Origin of the sequence: Burkholderia sp. Bp9099, from assembly GCF_003857805.1 — a bacterium.
GTDB lineage: Bacteria > Pseudomonadota > Gammaproteobacteria > Burkholderiales > Burkholderiaceae > Burkholderia.
Window position 1 is genome coordinate 19,990 of the sequence record NZ_QTPU01000009.1, and the last position, 15,380, is coordinate 35,369.

15 protein-coding genes are annotated in these 15,380 nt (G+C 69.8%); 1 reads left to right on the forward strand and 14 read right to left on the reverse strand.

The window, feature by feature from the left end:
* Position 1 precedes the first annotated feature (1 nt).
* The 14 genes from DIE17_RS11790 to DIE17_RS11855 all read right to left on the reverse strand — a co-directional run bounded on the left by DIE17_RS11790 (position 2) and on the right by DIE17_RS11855 (position 14,191).
* The gene (locus DIE17_RS11790; RefSeq protein ID WP_124920859.1) at positions 2-1,033 is read right to left on the reverse strand and encodes an EscU/YscU/HrcU family type III secretion system export apparatus switch protein; all 1,032 of its coding nucleotides are present in this window, start codon (positions 1,031-1,033) and stop codon (positions 2-4) included.
* A 25-nt stretch (positions 1,034-1,058) separates the two neighbouring features.
* The gene (gene sctT, locus DIE17_RS11795) at positions 1,059-1,868 is read right to left on the reverse strand and encodes a type III secretion system export apparatus subunit SctT (RefSeq protein WP_124920860.1); all 810 of its coding nucleotides are present in this window, start codon (positions 1,866-1,868) and stop codon (positions 1,059-1,061) included.
* Complete coding sequence (locus tag DIE17_RS11800) at positions 1,862-2,620, reverse strand: hypothetical protein (protein ID WP_124920861.1); 759 nt, start codon at positions 2,618-2,620, stop codon at positions 1,862-1,864. Before DIE17_RS11800 ends, sctT begins: the two co-directional genes overlap by 7 nt.
* Positions 2,613-3,998, reverse strand: coding sequence for a type III secretion system ATPase SctN (gene sctN, locus DIE17_RS11805; RefSeq protein ID WP_124893035.1), 1,386 nt, complete (start codon positions 3,996-3,998; stop codon positions 2,613-2,615). Before sctN ends, DIE17_RS11800 begins: the two co-directional genes overlap by 8 nt.
* Entirely contained in the window at positions 3,995-4,624 is a 630-nt protein-coding gene (gene sctL / locus DIE17_RS11810) for a type III secretion system stator protein SctL (protein ID WP_124522353.1), read from the reverse strand. The genes sctN and sctL overlap by 4 nt, the downstream gene beginning before the upstream one ends.
* Positions 4,606-5,346, reverse strand: a complete 741-nt coding sequence (locus DIE17_RS11815; RefSeq protein ID WP_044847611.1) for a SctK family type III secretion system sorting platform protein — start codon at positions 5,344-5,346, stop codon at positions 4,606-4,608. The genes sctL and DIE17_RS11815 overlap by 19 nt, the downstream gene beginning before the upstream one ends.
* A complete protein-coding gene (gene sctJ, locus DIE17_RS11820) occupies positions 5,343-6,230 on the reverse strand; it encodes a type III secretion system inner membrane ring lipoprotein SctJ (RefSeq protein WP_044847610.1) in 888 nt (295 codons plus the stop codon). The genes DIE17_RS11815 and sctJ overlap by 4 nt, the downstream gene beginning before the upstream one ends.
* A 53-nt stretch (positions 6,231-6,283) precedes the next feature.
* Positions 6,284-6,772 (reverse strand): hypothetical protein, encoded by a 489-nt coding sequence (locus tag DIE17_RS11825; protein WP_124920862.1) that lies wholly within the window; start codon positions 6,770-6,772, stop codon positions 6,284-6,286.
* Positions 6,773-6,896: 124 nt separating this feature from the next.
* Positions 6,897-7,106, reverse strand: coding sequence for a hypothetical protein (locus tag DIE17_RS11830; RefSeq protein WP_044847609.1), 210 nt, complete (start codon positions 7,104-7,106; stop codon positions 6,897-6,899).
* Positions 7,107-7,255: 149 nt separating this feature from the next.
* The gene (sctD, locus tag DIE17_RS11835; RefSeq protein WP_124920863.1) at positions 7,256-8,611 is read right to left on the reverse strand and encodes a type III secretion system inner membrane ring subunit SctD; all 1,356 of its coding nucleotides are present in this window, start codon (positions 8,609-8,611) and stop codon (positions 7,256-7,258) included.
* Positions 8,592-10,631, reverse strand: coding sequence for a type III secretion system outer membrane ring subunit SctC (sctC, locus tag DIE17_RS11840; RefSeq protein ID WP_124522357.1), 2,040 nt, complete (start codon positions 10,629-10,631; stop codon positions 8,592-8,594). The genes sctD and sctC overlap by 20 nt, the downstream gene beginning before the upstream one ends.
* Entirely contained in the window at positions 10,631-10,909 is a 279-nt protein-coding gene (gene sctS / locus DIE17_RS11845) for a type III secretion system export apparatus subunit SctS (RefSeq protein WP_124485367.1), read from the reverse strand. The genes sctC and sctS overlap by 1 nt, the downstream gene beginning before the upstream one ends.
* Complete coding sequence (gene sctV / locus DIE17_RS11850) at positions 10,906-13,119, reverse strand: type III secretion system export apparatus subunit SctV (RefSeq protein ID WP_124485366.1); 2,214 nt, start codon at positions 13,117-13,119, stop codon at positions 10,906-10,908. The genes sctS and sctV overlap by 4 nt, the downstream gene beginning before the upstream one ends.
* Before the next feature lie 238 nt (positions 13,120-13,357).
* Entirely contained in the window at positions 13,358-14,191 is an 834-nt protein-coding gene (locus DIE17_RS11855) for an autoinducer binding domain-containing protein (RefSeq protein ID WP_044847604.1), read from the reverse strand.
* Positions 14,192-14,471: 280 nt separating this feature from the next.
* Between DIE17_RS11855 and DIE17_RS11860 the strand changes: the two genes are divergently transcribed.
* The gene (locus DIE17_RS11860; RefSeq protein WP_124667333.1) at positions 14,472-15,377 is read left to right on the forward strand and encodes a helix-turn-helix transcriptional regulator; all 906 of its coding nucleotides are present in this window, start codon (positions 14,472-14,474) and stop codon (positions 15,375-15,377) included.
* Positions 15,378-15,380 lie beyond the last annotated feature (3 nt).

Consider the following 15,380-nt stretch of genomic DNA (forward strand, 5'->3'; position numbering starts at 1 on the left):
GTCAGGCCGCGCCGGTCGCCCACTTCAGCAACTGCGCGACTTCGCGGAAATGCCGTTGCTGGATCGTGCCCTTTTCTGGCGTGCTCTCGTACAGCGCCTGCGCGAGGCCGGCGTTCGCAAGCGTCGGACGCAGCGCGTCGCGCGCGAGCCGTACGATCCGTTCGGCCGCCTCGCCCTCGCCGCGCGCGAGCACCCATGGCAGCGTGCCGACGCCGCCGTAATAGAGCGCGACCGCGACGCTCGACGAGTAGACGACCACCGACGCGAAGCCGATCCGGTCGGGCAGCGACGAGAACTGCGCTTCGCGCGCGAGCTGCCGGCGCTTCGCCTCGATGTGCGGGTCGCCTTCGTCTTCCTTGTGCTCGCGCCGCACTTCCTCGATCGACATCTTCATCTTCTGATTGAACTCGCGCCGCTGGTGCACGATGTCGATCAGCGCCATCACGATATAGATCAGCGCGGCCCAGCCGAACAGCAGCATCAGCAGCTTCACGATCAGCGCGAGAATCGACATCGGCCGCGTGAAGCCGGACTGCACCGCCGGGTCGAGCGACTCGACGATCAGCCAGCCGAGCGTCGCGACCAGCAGCACGGTCTTCAGCAGCATCTTCGCGAGGTTCACGAGGTTGCGCATCGACACCATGTTCTTCAGCCCCTCGGCGGGATTGAGCCGCGACAGCTGCGGCACGAGCCGGCTCCACGCCATCACGCCGCCCACCTGCACGAAGCCCGCGAGCAGGCCGGCCAGCAGCCCGGCCGCGACGATCTGCGCGGACAGCAGCGCCCAGTCGCGCGCGGCGCCGTCGATCAGCACCGCGAGCCGCGCGGAAGGATCGCTGGCGCCCGCCGCATCGAACACGAGCCGGAACAGCGCCTGCAGTCGCGCGAACAGCGTGCCGAGCCCGACCGCGAGCGCGACGCACACGCCGACGAAGAACGCGGACGAGATCGTCTCCGCGCTCTTCGGCACGTCGCCTTTCTGGCGGGCCTCGCGCAGGCGCTTCGCGGTCGGCTGCTGGTTCTTTTCGGCCATCGTCGCTCCGGTTCCGGCGGGGTCGTCACGCGCCGCCGTGCGCGGCGAACAGCGCGCGCAGCAGCGCCATCAGCCCGCTATCGGGGCTCAGCAGCGCGTGCAGCGACGCGTATACCACCGGCAGGAACAGCACCATCATCAGCACCGCGAGCGCGCTCTTCAGCGGCTGCGCGAACACGAAGATGTTCAGCTGCGGCACCGCGCGCCCGACGAGGCCGATGCCGAGCTCGACCAGCACCAGCACGATGATCACCGGCGCGGCGAGCTTCACCATCCATTCGAAGATCGTGTCGGTCTGCCGCACGACGAAGGTCTGCAGCATCGACGAGAAATCGGGGCCGAGCGAGCCGATCGGCCACCACGCGTACGACTGTGCGAACAGCTGCACGAGCACCTGCAGGCCGCCCGCGGTGACGAACAGCGCGATCGCGACGAAATTCAGGAACCCTGACGTCGGGCCGCCCTCGTGCCCGCCCATCGGATCGAAGAACGCGGCGCTGCCGCTGCCGGTCTGGAAATCGATCAGGTAGCCGACGCCCTGGATCGCGAACAGCACCGCGCTGAACGCGCCCGCGAGCAGCATGCCGATCACCGCCTCCTTCGCGACGAGCAGGCACCACATCAGGAACGGCAGCGCGGCGACCTGCGCCGGGTCGATCACCGGCGCGACGAACGCGGCGATCACGACCGCGATGCCGTTGCGCACGAGGCCCGTGATGATCTGCTCGTTGAACACCGGCACGACGAACATGATCGGCAGCAGGCGCGGCATCACGTAGAGCAGCGGACGCAGCGTGCCGGCGATGTCGTTGAAGTTCGCGGCGTGGTCTAGCATCGGCGCTCCGCGGCGGCGGGCGGCGCCGGATCGTCGATGGTGGCGGCCGGGACAGTTGCGCCGCCCGGATCGGCGTTGCCGGCCGCCGCGCGCGTGTTTGCCGTGTTTGCCGTGCTTGCCGTGTTTGCCGTGTTTGCCGTGTTTGCCGTGTTTGCCGCGTCCGTCGAGTCTACCCCCGCCGGTCGCGACACCATTTCCGCATCGAACGCGGCCGCCATGTCACGCTGCCCCGATGCATGCCCCTGCGCGTCGCCCGCCCACACGCCGGCCGTCGCGAAGCGCCGCACCGCATGCGCATCCGCGACTTCGTCGGCGTCGCGCTCGACCCGCGCGGCGCGCGCCTGCAGGGCCTTCTCGCCGGCCTTGTCGAGCTTGTCCTCGGCGGCCTTCGCCTTGCGCGCGGCGCGCTGCAGGTCGGTGAGCGTAGCCTCGTGATCGCGGTGCACGTGCGCGGCCTCGCTGACCGACGCGTGCGCGACACCGATATGGCGGTCGAACGTGCGCGTATCGGCCGCCGCGTTCTGCAACGCGCGCGCCTCGCGCACGTCATCGGCGAGGCGCGTCTGGATCGCGGCCTTCGCCGCGACCTGCTGCGCAAGCTGCTCGTGCGCGGCGTCGAGCGCGCGCCGGCTCTGCGCGGCGATGCCCTGCTGGCGCGCGGCCGCCACGCGCGCGATCTGGCTGCGCATCTCGCGCACGCGCTTCAGGCGGGCGAGCGTCGCGAGCACGAGACGGTCGTCGGCTTCAGACATGGTCGTTCGCGAGTTTCGTCAGCTTCGCGAGCAGCGCGTCGAAACGCACGTCCTCGTGCGACGCCTGCGCGCAGAACGCGCCGATCGCATCGCGCGCACGCAGCGCGAGATCGCCGAGCCGGTCGCTGCCTTCGCGGTACTCGCCGATCTGCACGAGCAGCTCGATTTCCTGGTACTTCGCGATCAGCTCGCGCACGCGCGCGGCCGCTTGCTGATGCGCGCGGCTCGCGACGAGCGGCATCACGCGCGACAGGCTCGCGAGCACGTCGATCGCCGGATAGCGGTTCGCGAGCGCGATCTTGCGCGACAGCACGATGTGACCGTCGAGGATCGAGCGCACTTCCTCGGCGATCGGATCGGATTCCTCATCGCCTTCAACGAGCACCGTGTACAGCGCGGTGATCGAGCCGGTCGCGCCCTGCCCCGCGCGTTCGAGCAGGCGCGGCAGCACGGCGAACGTCGACGGCGGGAAGCTGCGCCGCGTCGGCGGCTCGCCGCTCGCGAGGCCGACCTCGCGCTGCGCGCGCGCGAAACGCGTCAGCGAATCGACCAGCAGCAACACGCGCTTGCCCGCATCGCGGAAGTGCTCGGCGATCGCGGTCGCGACCAGCGCGGATTTCACGCGCTCCATCGCCGGACGATCGGACGTCGACACGACGACGATCGAGCGCGCGCGCACCTCGGGCGACAGGCTGTGCTCGATGAACTCGCGCACTTCGCGGCCGCGTTCGCCGACCAGCGCGATCACGTTCACGTCGGCCTGCGCGCCGCGCGCGATCATCCCGAGCAGCGTGCTCTTGCCGACGCCGGACGGCGCGAAGATGCCGACGCGCTGGCCGATGCCGAGCGTCATCAGGCCGTCGATCACGCGCACGCCGGTCGGAAACGGCGTGTCGATCAGCTTGCGCGCGAGCGGGTTCGGCGGGTCCTGCTGCGTCGACACCCACGCGGCGCCCGTCACCGGCCCGCGATCGTCGAGCGGCCGGCCGAGCCCGTCGAGCACGCGGCCGAACAGCGCTTCGCCGACCGGAAACACATGCTCGCGCCCGGACGGCACGACGCTCGTCTCCGGCGACAGCCCGGCCACGTCGCCGAGCGGCGTAAGCAGCGTGGTCTGCCGCGAGAAGCCGACCACTTCGGCGAGCAGCGTCGGCTGGTTCGGCGTGCGCAGCTCGCAGATCTCGCCGAGCCGCGCGCGAATGCCCGTCGCATTGAGGATCTGCCCGACCGCGTGATTGACGCGGCCCTGCACCGACACCGGCGAGAAGAACGCGAGCCCCGCGTCGAGATCGCCGACGAGGCGACCGCGATCGAACGGCGCGGCATCGTCGTCGCTCTCGCGGCCGTTCGGTTGCGGATCGTCGAGCGGCGCGTTCATCGCGGCGAGCCCTTCAGCGCGTCGCGGCGGATCGCCTGGCGCAGCGCGTCGATCTGCAGGTCGAGGCTCGCATCGATGCGCCCGGACGGCGTCTCGACCGTGCATGCGTGGCGTTCGAGCTGCGCATCCTCGACGATGCGGATCCGTTGCCGGTTCGACTGGCCGGCGAACGCGCGCTCGAGCGCGTCGCGCATCTCGTCCTCGCGGCCCGGCGCGACCCGCACGATCAGGAACGCCTCGTCGCGCACGAGCGGCGCAATTCGCGCGAGCGCGGCCTCGTACAGCTTCTGCGTGGCCATCTCGCCGACGATCGCGCGCACGGCCTTCACGACGATGTCGGCCATCGAATCCTTCATCGACTCCATCGTGCGCGCGGCGGCCAACGCCTGCGTATAAGCCTGCGCCGCATGCTCGCGCTGCGCGCGGCGCATCCCTTCGTCGTAGCCGGCCGCCTGGCGCCGGTCGAATTCGCGCTGCGCATCGGCGACGATGCGCGCGGCCTCGTCGCGCGCGGTCGCGATCACCGCGGACGCGTCGAGCAGCGCCGCGTATTCGCGCTCCTTGAGCACCTTGCGCTCCGACAGCAGCTGCAGGTTGTCGCTCGTGATCAGAAAAGCCAGTCCCATGACGCAAGCCTCTCGGGAATCAGAAACAGGAACAGCAATTCGCCGAACTGGTCGCGCTGCGCGCGGTTCAGCCAGTACGGCGCTTCGTCGTCGATCGCGCGGTTGAATTTCAGGCGCGCGCGCCGCGCGACCGCATCGCCCGCCACGCCGATGAAATCCGCGAGCAGCCGCCCGCCGCGCGCACGGATCACCACCGGCAGCGCAGCCGGATCGGCGCGCCACGGTTCGAGCGTGTCCGCCAGCGCGCCGAATTCCGGCGCGCGCTCGAGCGCGAGCTCCAATGCATCGCCGCCGAGCTTCGCCGCGACTTCCGCGCGAATGCGGCGCACGGCCAGCGCATCGCGCAGCCAGCCGCGATGCAGCAGCAAGCCCGCATACGATGCGAGCTGTTCGAGCGCCGCGCCGGGCAGCAGCGCAAGCCGCGCGCACGGATTCGCGAGGTCGAAGTCGTGATGTTCGGCCACGCCGTTCGCATCGAGCAGATGGCGCGCAAGCAGCTTGCGACCGGCCGGGCCGAACGCGTCGGGCGAGCGGTAACGCGCGGGCCAGTCGGCCGGCACGCGCGTCACGTGCAGATAACGGTCGGGCCGCAGGTTGAATTCGCAGACGAGCGCATGAAACGCCGCGCGCCGCGCAGCGGGCGGCGCCGCGAGAGATTGCAGCCACGGCAGCGACACGGCGTCGGGCGCAACGCCCGGCGGCAGCACATGCGGCTCGTTCATGCGCCGTCGCGCGCGCCGTCCGGCGTGCGCAGGCTGCCGCCCGACTGCGCGGACGCGCCGCCTGCACCGTTGCCGCCGCGCGGTGCGCCGCCGACCAGCCCGGCCAGCCGCGCGCCGAACATCCCGCGCCGCGCGGCCGACAGCGCGATCACCGCGCAGGTCAGCAGGATCAGCGCGAACACGAGCCAGCCGAGCGGCGAGCGCAGCCGCAGGATGTCCGACACCGCGCTGCCGATCCCGTCCACGCGCGCCGTGCGCGCGGCGGCCGGCTGCAGGAACAGCGACACGTTGTCGTACTGCAGCCCTTCGATGCTGTGCGCGACGAGATCCTTCACCATCGGCGCCATCGCGCGCAGGTCCACGCCGGGCCGGTAGCGGATGTACACGGCCGCCGACGACGGCTTGATCTTGTCCGCAAGCGGATCGTTCTCCGGAATCACGACCTGCACGCGCGCGACCACCACGCCCTCGATGTCCTGCAGCGTGCGCGACAGGTCCTGCGACACGCCGTACAGGTAGCGCACGCGCTCCTCGGCCGGCGTCGACACGAGCCCCTGCTTCTGGAACAGCTCGCCGAGGCTCGCGTAGCTCGGCTTCGGCAGCCCGTTCGCCTGCAGCACGGTGAGCGCCGACTGCATGTCGCCGTCCGCGACGCTCACCTGCCATGCGTTGCGATCCGACGTGTCGCGCGCGTCGTTGTCCTTCGCCGCGCTGATCCCTGCGTCGCCGAGCACGGCAACCATCTGGTTCGCATCGCGCTCCGACAGGCCGGAGTAAAGCTCCTTCTGGCAGCCCGCCAGCAGCGCGAGCAGTCCCGCGAGCAGCGCACGCGCCGCCCGGCTGCGCCACGCATGCAGGCGCGGCGTCGAATCGATCGTCGTCATCGTTTGTCCGCTTCAGGGCGCGCGGCCGGTTCAGGCGCACGCACCGGCTTTCGCTACTCCTGGGTCTTCAGCACCGTGTGCGTGAAGCCGTTCGCCGCCTGCGCGACCGACAGGCTCAACTGGTATTCCGAAATCGTGGTGGTCGCCGTCCACTGGAAATCCATCGCCTTTACCATCGTCATCAGCGGATCGCTGCGGTTGTCCGCCATCGACGTCAGCATTTCGGTGCGATGCTTGTCGATGTTCGCGTACCGCGTGTCGAGATCGTTGCCGTAGGTGCGCAACCGCTCGACGAGCGACGAATGGTTCGCCTGCGCGGGTGTCGCGGGCGTCATCTGCACGGCCGGCGCCGCATCGGCCGGCGCGCGCGACATCGCGACGCCCGACGCCGACGGCGACGTCGCGGCCGGCGCGGCACCCGGCTGCATCAACGCATCGAACTGGCGCACCTGCGCCGGATCGGACGCCGTGCCCGCCTGCTGCACGGCACCCGCGAGCGCGGCCGCGCCCGGTGGTGCCGCGCCTACGCCTGTTATCGACATGATCGTGTCCTCCTTGACCGGCAGCGCCGGGAACGGGCCGGCCGCCACGCGCACACGCCCCGCCGGGCGCCCGTCACGGGCGGCCCCGGCATCCGGCGTCGCGCGGCACGGCCGGCGACCGGCGTCATGCGCGGCCGGCGGAACTCAGGTGTTGCGCAACCTGGGCGTTCGCCGTCCCTTCCTGCGCGGTCACTGCGTTGCTGGTTTCGAACGTCGCGGTCGACTGCTGGACCTGGAAGTTGATCTTCGTCAGTTCGAGCTGCGTCTTGGTCAGGTCGTCCGCCTGCTGCTGGACCTGTTGCGTGTTGTTGGCACCAGTCGGGGGGGTACTCATGTTTCGCTCCTTTGCATGTACGTCATTGAACTGCTTCCCTGTTCCGGCGGCGGCCCCATGCCCCACCGGCGACGTGACGCGCCGCATGCGCGGCGTGTCGCGTAATGCGCGCACCGCGCGACACGCGATGCGCAAGTCCTGGCGCGGCGCTAGTGCGCCGCCTTCGATGCGCCGGCCGCGGCAACCGCCGGTACCGCCGGCGCATCCGGCAACAACGCCGGTCCGGGCACCGGCTGTGCGACGCCGGCCGCCGCGCCGCTCGCGAGCGGCGGCACGGGCGGCGCCGATGCCCGCTCGGGCGCGCTCGCGGACGGACCGCCGAGCGGCATCGTGATGCGCTGGCCATTGCGTTCGAACACCACTTCGTCGGGGCCGATCGACACCACGGTCGGCCCTTCCTTCAGCCGCGCGCCTTCGAAATAGCGGCTGCCGTCGGCCGTCTCGATGTAGCGCTGGTCGCCGTCGCCCGCGAACACCGTCGTGATCTCCGGAATCCCCGCGACGCCGCCGAGCGTCGTCGCGGTGCGCGGCGCGGCCGCATCGGCGTCGCGCACGTGGTCGACCACCTCGAGCGCCGGGCGCGCGTCCTTCATGTAGTTGCGGATACGCGGCTCGATCTGCGCGCGCTCGGCCGCCCCCGTCAATTCGATCCGGCCGCGGCCGAGATAGGTGACCGTCAGCGCCGTGTCGCTGAAATACGTCTGCGCGGTCGCGACGAGATCGCTGACCACGTAGAGGGTGCCGAGCGCCGCGTTGTCGACGCCCGCGACGATCTGCGCGACGCGTTCCCGCGCGGCCGGATCGCTCACGTAACCCGACACGATCACGCCGTCGTCGCGCGGCGCGACGGCGAGCTCCGGATACGCGTGCAGCAACTGCTGCAGCCGGTGCGTGCGCGCGAGCACCGACTCGTGCTGCCACGGCAGGCGCCCCGACCATGCGACGAAGCCGTAACCGAGCGCGCCGAGCAGCACGCCGATCCACAGCGCGACGACCGCGATCACGAGCCGCCGGCTGCCGAGGCGGCGCAGCCCGCCGGTGAGCCAGCCGAGCCACGCGGCCTCGCGCGCGGCGTCCGGCGCGTCGGCCTCGTCGGGCACCGCGACGCTCGCCTGCGCATGACGCGCGATGCCGAGCTTGATCGAGCCGACCGTCACGACATCCTGCGGCGTCATCGAGCGGCGGCCCGCGCCGAGCGGCGCGTCGTTGAACAGCACCGGCGCGCCGCCGTCGCCGCCGTGGTTCTGCACCGTCACCGCGAGCGCGCCGACCTGCAGGCACACCTGTTTCGCGCCGATCTCGCGATCGGGCAGGATCACTTCGCAGTCGGCCGCGGTGCCGACCCAGTTCGCGCCGCGCGCGAGCGACATCGTGCGGCCGTACATCGGCCCGCTGAGGAAGCACAGGTTCCACGGCGACGCGAGCGCGGGCGCCCCGGCCGCGGCGCCCGCCGTGCCGCCATGCAATGCGCCGTCGCCGTGCGGGTCAATGATGGTCGTCGACATGGGTGGACGCTCCTGCGGTCGTCGCCACCGGCTGCGCCGCCGAATCCTTCGGCGGCGGCAGCGCGGGCGGGCCGAACTTGGTGCCGGGCAGCGGCGCGGGCGTGAGCGGCACCGCGATGTCGTTGTCCGGCGGGCGATACATCGACGTGCCGTTCGAACCGGCCGGCCCGTCCGCGCCCGGGTTCACCGGCGAGCCGTCCGGCGCGTACATCGACGCGGTCGTCACCACGCGCGGCGTCAGCAGGTAGAACCGCTCCATGTGGTTACCCGACTTGTCGGTGTACTTGAACAGGTTGCCGATCAGCGGGATGTCCGACAGCCACGGCACGCCGCTCTTGTTCAGCCGCACCTCGTCGTCGTTGAAGCCCGCGATCAGGAGGCTCTTGCCTTCGTCGATCATCGTCTTGGTGACGATGTTGCGCTGCTGGATCACCGGCACGTTCGACACGGCCTGGCCCGGCACGATGTTGCCGTCCTGGATGTCGATCGACATCATCACGCTCTGCGGGTTGCCGGACACGGCGGCCGCGTTGCGGATCGCCTCGTCGACGATCATCGGCGTGACCTTGATGCTGGTACCGGTCGTCACGCTGTACAGCGACGAATCCTGGTAGCCCTGCACCTGCACGTAGAACTGCGTGAGGTTCTCGAGAATGGCCTCGGTGTTGTCGAGCGCGAGCACCTTCGGCTTCGAGCGCAGCTGCGCCTGCCCCTTCTGCGCGAGCGCGTTCACGCGCGTGAGCAGGTAGTTGCGCAGCGAGCCCCCGATCGACGCGGTCAGCGCGATGCCGGTCGGCATGAAGGTGCCGGTCTGCCCGGTTTCCGACGCGCCGACGCCGAACGTCAGCGGCGGATTGCCGGCGCCGTTGTACTGCGTGTTGCCGTTCAGCGGATTCGCGCCGTTGCCGATCTGCACGTCGCCGTGCGTCGTGTGCAGGCGCCAGTCGATCCCGAGACTGTCGAGCGAATCCTCGTTGATGTCGATGATCGTCACGTTGATCTCGACGATGCGCGGCCGCTCGTCGAGCTGGTTGATCAGCGCCTGGTAGCGGTACATGTTCTCCGGCAGGTCGCGCACGATCACCGCGTTGATCGCCGGATCGGCGACGATCTGCGGCAGCGTGTCGCCACCGCCGCCGTTCGAGAACGGCGAGACACCGCCGGCAGCGCCGTCGGCACCGCCATAGCCGCCCTGGCGCGGGCCGCCGGCAATGTCCGGAAAGTCGAGCCGCGGCACCGCGATCGTCAGCCCCGAGCCGAGCTTCACCTGGCGCGCGGCCTGCCCGAGCGGCGTGCTCGACGGCAGCTCGCTCGTGCCGCCGCCCTTGCCGAACAGCCGGCGCAGGATCGTCGCGACGCCCGGCACCGTCACTTCCTTGCCCGAGCGGTTGATCGTGAAGTCGGACGCCCAGCCGTACCGGAGCCGGAACGCGCGGATGTCCGCATGCGCGCCGTTCGCCGACGGATCGCCGACCGAGCCGACCGCCTGCCGCACGAGCTCCACGTAACGACGCGGGCCGGCCACGTACACGCTGTTCGCGCGATCGTTGATCACGAGCGTGTAGCGCTTGTCGGGAATCTGCATCGCCTGCAGCGCGCGGCCGATCTCGCCGGCCGCGTTCGGCGGGATCGGGATCATCTGCGTCTGCGACTGGTCGGCCGGGTCGACGTACAGGAACGAGCCGTCGTAGTACCACGTGAGCCCGTAGGTCGAGCAGATCGTGTCGAGCGTCTGCTGCGGCGTGCCCGAGAAGCGGCCGCTGATCACGCCGTCGACCTTCGGGTCGACCACGGCCGTCACGCCCTGCGACGATGCGAGCTCGCGAATGAAGTCGCCGATCTTCTTGCCGTTCGCGACGATCGTAAACGGCTTGTTGCGCCAGCGCAGGTCCGCCGCGCGCGCCGGCTGCGCGACCGTCACGCACAGCGACGCGGCGAGCAGCGCGGTCGCGCACATGGCGAGCGCGGCCCGTTGCAGGCGGCGCGGTTGAAACCGGATCGGGGCGACGCGTCGACGCATCAAAACACTCCTGTGGAAGAAACGAACATGCGTTCCAGCGCCTGCTGCGCGAAGCGCAGCACCTCGCTGCCGAGCCAGCCCGACAGCAGCACGAGCGCGACCATCACGGCGATCAGCCGCACCGCGATGCCGAGGTTGGCGTCCTGCACCTGCGTGACGGCCTGCAGGATCGCGACGACGAGGCCGGTGACGGTGGCGATCAGCACGATCGGCAGCGACAGCAGCAGCACCAGCATCAGCGCCTGCCGGGTCAGGTCGAGGATCGTCGAGCTCGTCATTGCACGACTCCCGGCGCACGCACGCCGGCGCCCGCGCCGAGCGTGCCGTCGTCGGGCGGGTTCTTCACCCAGCCGACCGTATGCAGCTGCACGTCCTCCTCGACCTCCTGGTACGACAGCACCGCGAGTTCCGGCAGCACCGGCTGCAAAATCGTCTTCACGTAGCGGCGCGCGCCGAGCGCGACCATCACCGCGAGCCGCGCGGCGCCCGGCGGGTTGCCGTGACCGCCTGCGCCTGCCGGCTGCGCCGCCGTCGCGGCCTGCACGATCGCGCGCACCTGTTCGCCGATGTCCTGCTTGATCGCGCTCGACAGCGCGAGGAAATTGCCCTGCTTCGTGCGCATCACCGCGTTCTCGATCCGCTCCTGCAGGTTCTGCTCGAACAGCACGACGCGCAGCTGCCGCGTCGCGCCCGCATGGCGATCGGTGATCATCCGGCGCAAGTCGACGCGCACCAGCTCGACCAGCGCGATCACGTCGTCCGGCTCGTTCGGCGCCCACGTGATCAGACTTTCGAAAATCACGCGCAGGTTGCGGATCGGCACCTGCTCGGCCAGCAGCCGGCGCAGCACCTCGGTCACGCGCTGCAGCGGCACGAGCCGCGTCAGTTCGCCGACGAGTTCCGGATGCTCGCGGCGCACCAGGTGCACGAGCGCCTGCGTTTCCTGGATACCGAGCAGCTCGTCCGCATGCTGGCGCACGATCTGCTCGACGTGCGCGGCGAGCGCGCCTTCGCTCGTCAGCCACTTGCCGTCCGGCGCCGCGCCGTCGGGCTTGATCCACAGCGCGGTCGCGAACGGGCCGAACGCCTCGGCCGGCTGGCGCTCCGCGCGCTCCGGCAGCGGCGCGACGCCGTCCCACAGCAGCCAGCCCGGCTTCAGCGCGCCCTGCGCGGCGAGCACGTCCTGCAGATAGATCCGGTACGTGCCGGGTGCCGCCCCTTCGTCGTCGTTCAGCGTGATGCGTGGAAACACCGTGCCGATGTCCGCGTCGACGCGCGCCTTCGCGCTCGACAGCGCGGTCTGCAGCTGCGCGAGGTTCAGCGTCGTGCGCAGGTCGTCCGACAGCGACACCGCGATCAGCGACGTGACGCCTGCCGCATGCGACACCTTCGCGGGCTGGCCGTCGTCGGTCGCGCCGATGCGGCCCGCGATATGAATCAGGTTGAAGCTCGGCGCGGTCGTCTTGCGCTTGAGCTGCGTGAAGGCGAACGCGCCGAGGCCGAGCGCGATCAGCGCGAACGACCATTTCGGAAAACCGGGCACGACGAGGAACCCGGCCAGCACCAGCGCCGCGATCAGCAGCGCGCGCGGATGCGCGCCGAGCTGCTCGCCCAGCTGTTCGCCGAGCTGGCGCTGCCGCGTGTCGCGCGTCGCGACGCGCGTCGTCACGATGCCCGCCGCGATCGACACCAGCAGCGACGGGATCTGCGACGCCATCCCGTCGCCGACCGTCAGGATCGCGTAGCGCTGCAGCGCCTCGCCGATATCCATCCCGTGCATCAGCGTGCCGACCGCGATGCCCGCGACGATGTTGATGAACGCGATCACGAGGCCCGCGATCGCATCGCCCTTCACGAACTTCATCGCGCCGTCCATCGCGCCGTGCATCTGCGATTCCTGTTCGAGCTTCTCGCGGCGCTCGCGCGCTTCGTCGGCGCTGATGATGCCCGCGCGCAGGTCCGCGTCGATGCTCATCTGCTTGCCCGGCATCGCGTCGAGCGAGAAGCGCGCGCCGACTTCGGCGACCCGCTCCGAACCCTTCGCGATCACGATGAACTGCACGACGGCGATCACGAGGAACACCACGCCGCCCACCACGACGTTGTTGCCGACCACGAGCCGGCCGAACGCGTCGATCACGTGGCCCGCGTTCGCGTGCAGCAGGATCAGCTTGCACGACGCGATGTTCAGCGCGAGCCGGAACAGCGTGGTGAACAGCAGCAGCGCGGGAAACGACGAGAAGCTGACCGCCGACGGCACGTAGGTCGACACCGTCAGCAGCACGACGCTCGCGGCGAGGTTCAGCGAGATCATCCCGTCGAGCGCGGCTTGCGGCAGCGGCAGGATGAACAGCGCGACCACCGACACGATGAACGCGGCGAGAAACAGGTCGGCGCGCGGCGATGCCCCGAGACGTCGCCCGGACACGCTGCGGCCGGCGGAAAAGATCCGCTGCCAGTCGCGAGGGAGCGCCTTCGGTTCTGCCATCGTGCCGTCGTCCTGTCGTTGTCGCCGGCGGGCGCGGGCCGTCATGCCCCGCGTCGCGCGGACCGTTGAATGGGACGAGTGTAGCGACGCGCAACCGCGTAAAAAGGGATGCGCCTCGTAGCGTCGCAGCCGTTTTCCGGTGACGATCGGATCGGACTACGAAACCCGGCGGCGCCTGCGCGCGCGCATCGCCGGAACCGCTTCCATCGCGCGGCTGGCGCCGCGCGGGGAGACAGGGTCAGGACTCCAGACGGCGCGCGGCGAGATACGCGAGCTGCGCGCGGTTCTGCACGTTGAAGAGTTTTTCGAGCGAGCGGATATGGTGACCGACCTTGTGCAGCGACGTGCGCAGCGCGCTCGCGATCTCCTGGTCGGACAGCCCGTGCACGAGCCGGTCGAGCACCTGCTGCTGTTCGTCGCCGAGCGCGAAGCCGCGCATGCGCGCGATGCGCGCCTCGAGAAACGGCAGCGCGACGCGATGCACGGCGAGGCTCACCGAGAGCGCGCCGCCGATCACGCGATCGTCGATCCATTCGGTGCCGTGGGCTTCCGACGTCACGTTCACGGCAACGCGCAGGTCGAGCCGCGGCGCCGACAGGCTGAAGATCACGCCGCTGTTCATTGCATGCGCGCGCAGATGGCCGGCCAGCGCGAGCACCTTGCGGTCGCCGCTGCCCTGCGCGGCCGACTCGATCTCGTCGAGCCGCCACGCGACCGGGAAGCCGCTGCTGCGCACCTGCGCGAAACGCGGGTCGCTCTCGTAGAGCATGCCCTCGATATACGGCTGCATGAACGTCGCGGGCGCGAGGTCGCGCAGCAGATGCGCGCACAGGATGCGCCGCCCGATCATCTCGTAGGCGCCGTAGCCGAGCGTGCTGAAACCGATTTGCCGCAATCGCGCATGGCATTGGGAGAAATCGACGGAAGCGAGGTCGGATTTACCGGGCGCGATTTGAATGCCGGTAAAAACGTCGCGCTCGATTGCATGAATTTCTTTCGAATAAGCGGCAGCGGCCGCGATATCGGCTTGCGAGAACCACTCGACGCGTGGCGCGTCGTCAGCATATGTCATGAGGAGCCCACCCTTTCCCAATATGTGAACCTGCCCCGTCACGATTTGGTCTTTTCTTTATGATTTTCTGGTCGACTCTATACCGGTGCGAATATGAACCTTTCGCCCGAATTAGTATTACGGCATATTACGCGCATACAGGCATTTTTGTACAATGCCCCCGCGTTTCGTCTGGATGACGATCGGCGCATATCATAAAGATGCTCGATCGCATCGTCGCGGGCACCGTGCACGACACGGCTGCCGCTGCGCGATGCGCGTCGATTCCGAGGGATGGCTCATGTCCGATATTGCATTGCAAGAAGAAGCGGTCGCCCCAACCTTGCCCCGTCCGCCGCGGCGGACGGTCGCCTGTGCCGACGCGTCGAGAGCGCGCCCGGTGCAGGTCGTCTGGTGCGACGACGTCAAGCGCGACGACATCGCGCAGCCGCACGCGCCGAAGCTCGGCGTCGCCGATACGCTCGCGCACGCGCAGAGCACCGCCGAACGCAACCGGATCGTCACCAGCCTGCTGCACCTGACGGGCTTCTCGACGTTCGCGTATTTCGCGCTCGAATTCTCGCGGGAGCGTGTCGAAAGTCTCTACCTGCACGAGGCGTTCACGCCGCCCACTTATCGCGGCGACTACGTCCGGCACAACCATCACGACATCGATCCGCGCACGCTCGACGCGCGCGTGTGCAACATGCCGATCGTGTGGGACCTGCAGCAGCTGCGCCGCGAACACCGCGCGCGCGACGGCGGCCCGTGCGTGAGCCCGGCCGCGCTCGACGGTTTCCTGCAGACGATGCAGGACGACGGCATGTGCAGCGGCATCATGTATTCGATGGCCGTGCCCGGCACGCGGCTGCACGCGTTCATGAGCTTCACCGCGCCGCGCCGCACGCGCGAATGGATCACGCCGGCGACGATCGAGCAGGCGCTGTCGATCGGGCTGTCGGTGCACAAGTTCGCGTCGCCGCAACTGATCGCGACGTCGCGCGAACGCGCCGTGAACGGGCTCACGCCGTTCGAGCAGGAACTGCTGCTGGGCATCGCGGAAGGCGCGTCGGACAAGGAGATCGGCCGGCGCCTCGACACCAGCGCGCACAACGTCGACTATCACCTGCGCAAGCTGCGCAAGCGCTTCGGCGTCGCGAACCGGATCCAGCTCACGTACCTGACGTCGAAGCTCGAGCTGATCTGACGC

Excerpts from the sequence above, each read along its gene's own strand:
- DIE17_RS11825 (WP_124920862.1), bottom strand. The coding sequence starts at position 6,772 with ATGTCGATAACAGGCGTAGGCGCGGCACCACCGGGCGCGGCCGCGCTC.
- DIE17_RS11855 (WP_044847604.1), bottom strand. The coding sequence starts at position 14,191 with ATGACATATGCTGACGACGCGCCACGCGTCGAGTGGTTCTCGCAAGCC.
- DIE17_RS11790 (WP_124920859.1), bottom strand. The coding sequence starts at position 1,033 with ATGGCCGAAAAGAACCAGCAGCCGACCGCGAAGCGCCTGCGCGAGGCC.
- DIE17_RS11815 (WP_044847611.1), bottom strand. The coding sequence starts at position 5,346 with ATGAACGAGCCGCATGTGCTGCCGCCGGGCGTTGCGCCCGACGCCGTG.
- DIE17_RS11800 (WP_124920861.1), bottom strand. The coding sequence starts at position 2,620 with ATGTCTGAAGCCGACGACCGTCTCGTGCTCGCGACGCTCGCCCGCCTG.
- sctD (WP_124920863.1), bottom strand. The coding sequence starts at position 8,611 with ATGTCGACGACCATCATTGACCCGCACGGCGACGGCGCATTGCATGGC.
- sctC (WP_124522357.1), bottom strand. The coding sequence starts at position 10,631 with ATGCGTCGACGCGTCGCCCCGATCCGGTTTCAACCGCGCCGCCTGCAA.
- sctS (WP_124485367.1), bottom strand. The coding sequence starts at position 10,909 with ATGACGAGCTCGACGATCCTCGACCTGACCCGGCAGGCGCTGATGCTG.
- DIE17_RS11860 (WP_124667333.1), top strand. The coding sequence starts at position 14,472 with ATGTCCGATATTGCATTGCAAGAAGAAGCGGTCGCCCCAACCTTGCCC.
- sctJ (WP_044847610.1), bottom strand. The coding sequence starts at position 6,230 with ATGACGACGATCGATTCGACGCCGCGCCTGCATGCGTGGCGCAGCCGG.
- sctN (WP_124893035.1), bottom strand. The coding sequence starts at position 3,998 with ATGAACGCGCCGCTCGACGATCCGCAACCGAACGGCCGCGAGAGCGAC.
- sctT (WP_124920860.1), bottom strand. The coding sequence starts at position 1,868 with ATGCTAGACCACGCCGCGAACTTCAACGACATCGCCGGCACGCTGCGT.
- DIE17_RS11830 (WP_044847609.1), bottom strand. The coding sequence starts at position 7,106 with ATGAGTACCCCCCCGACTGGTGCCAACAACACGCAACAGGTCCAGCAG.
- sctL (WP_124522353.1), bottom strand. The coding sequence starts at position 4,624 with ATGGGACTGGCTTTTCTGATCACGAGCGACAACCTGCAGCTGCTGTCG.
- sctV (WP_124485366.1), bottom strand. The coding sequence starts at position 13,119 with ATGGCAGAACCGAAGGCGCTCCCTCGCGACTGGCAGCGGATCTTTTCC.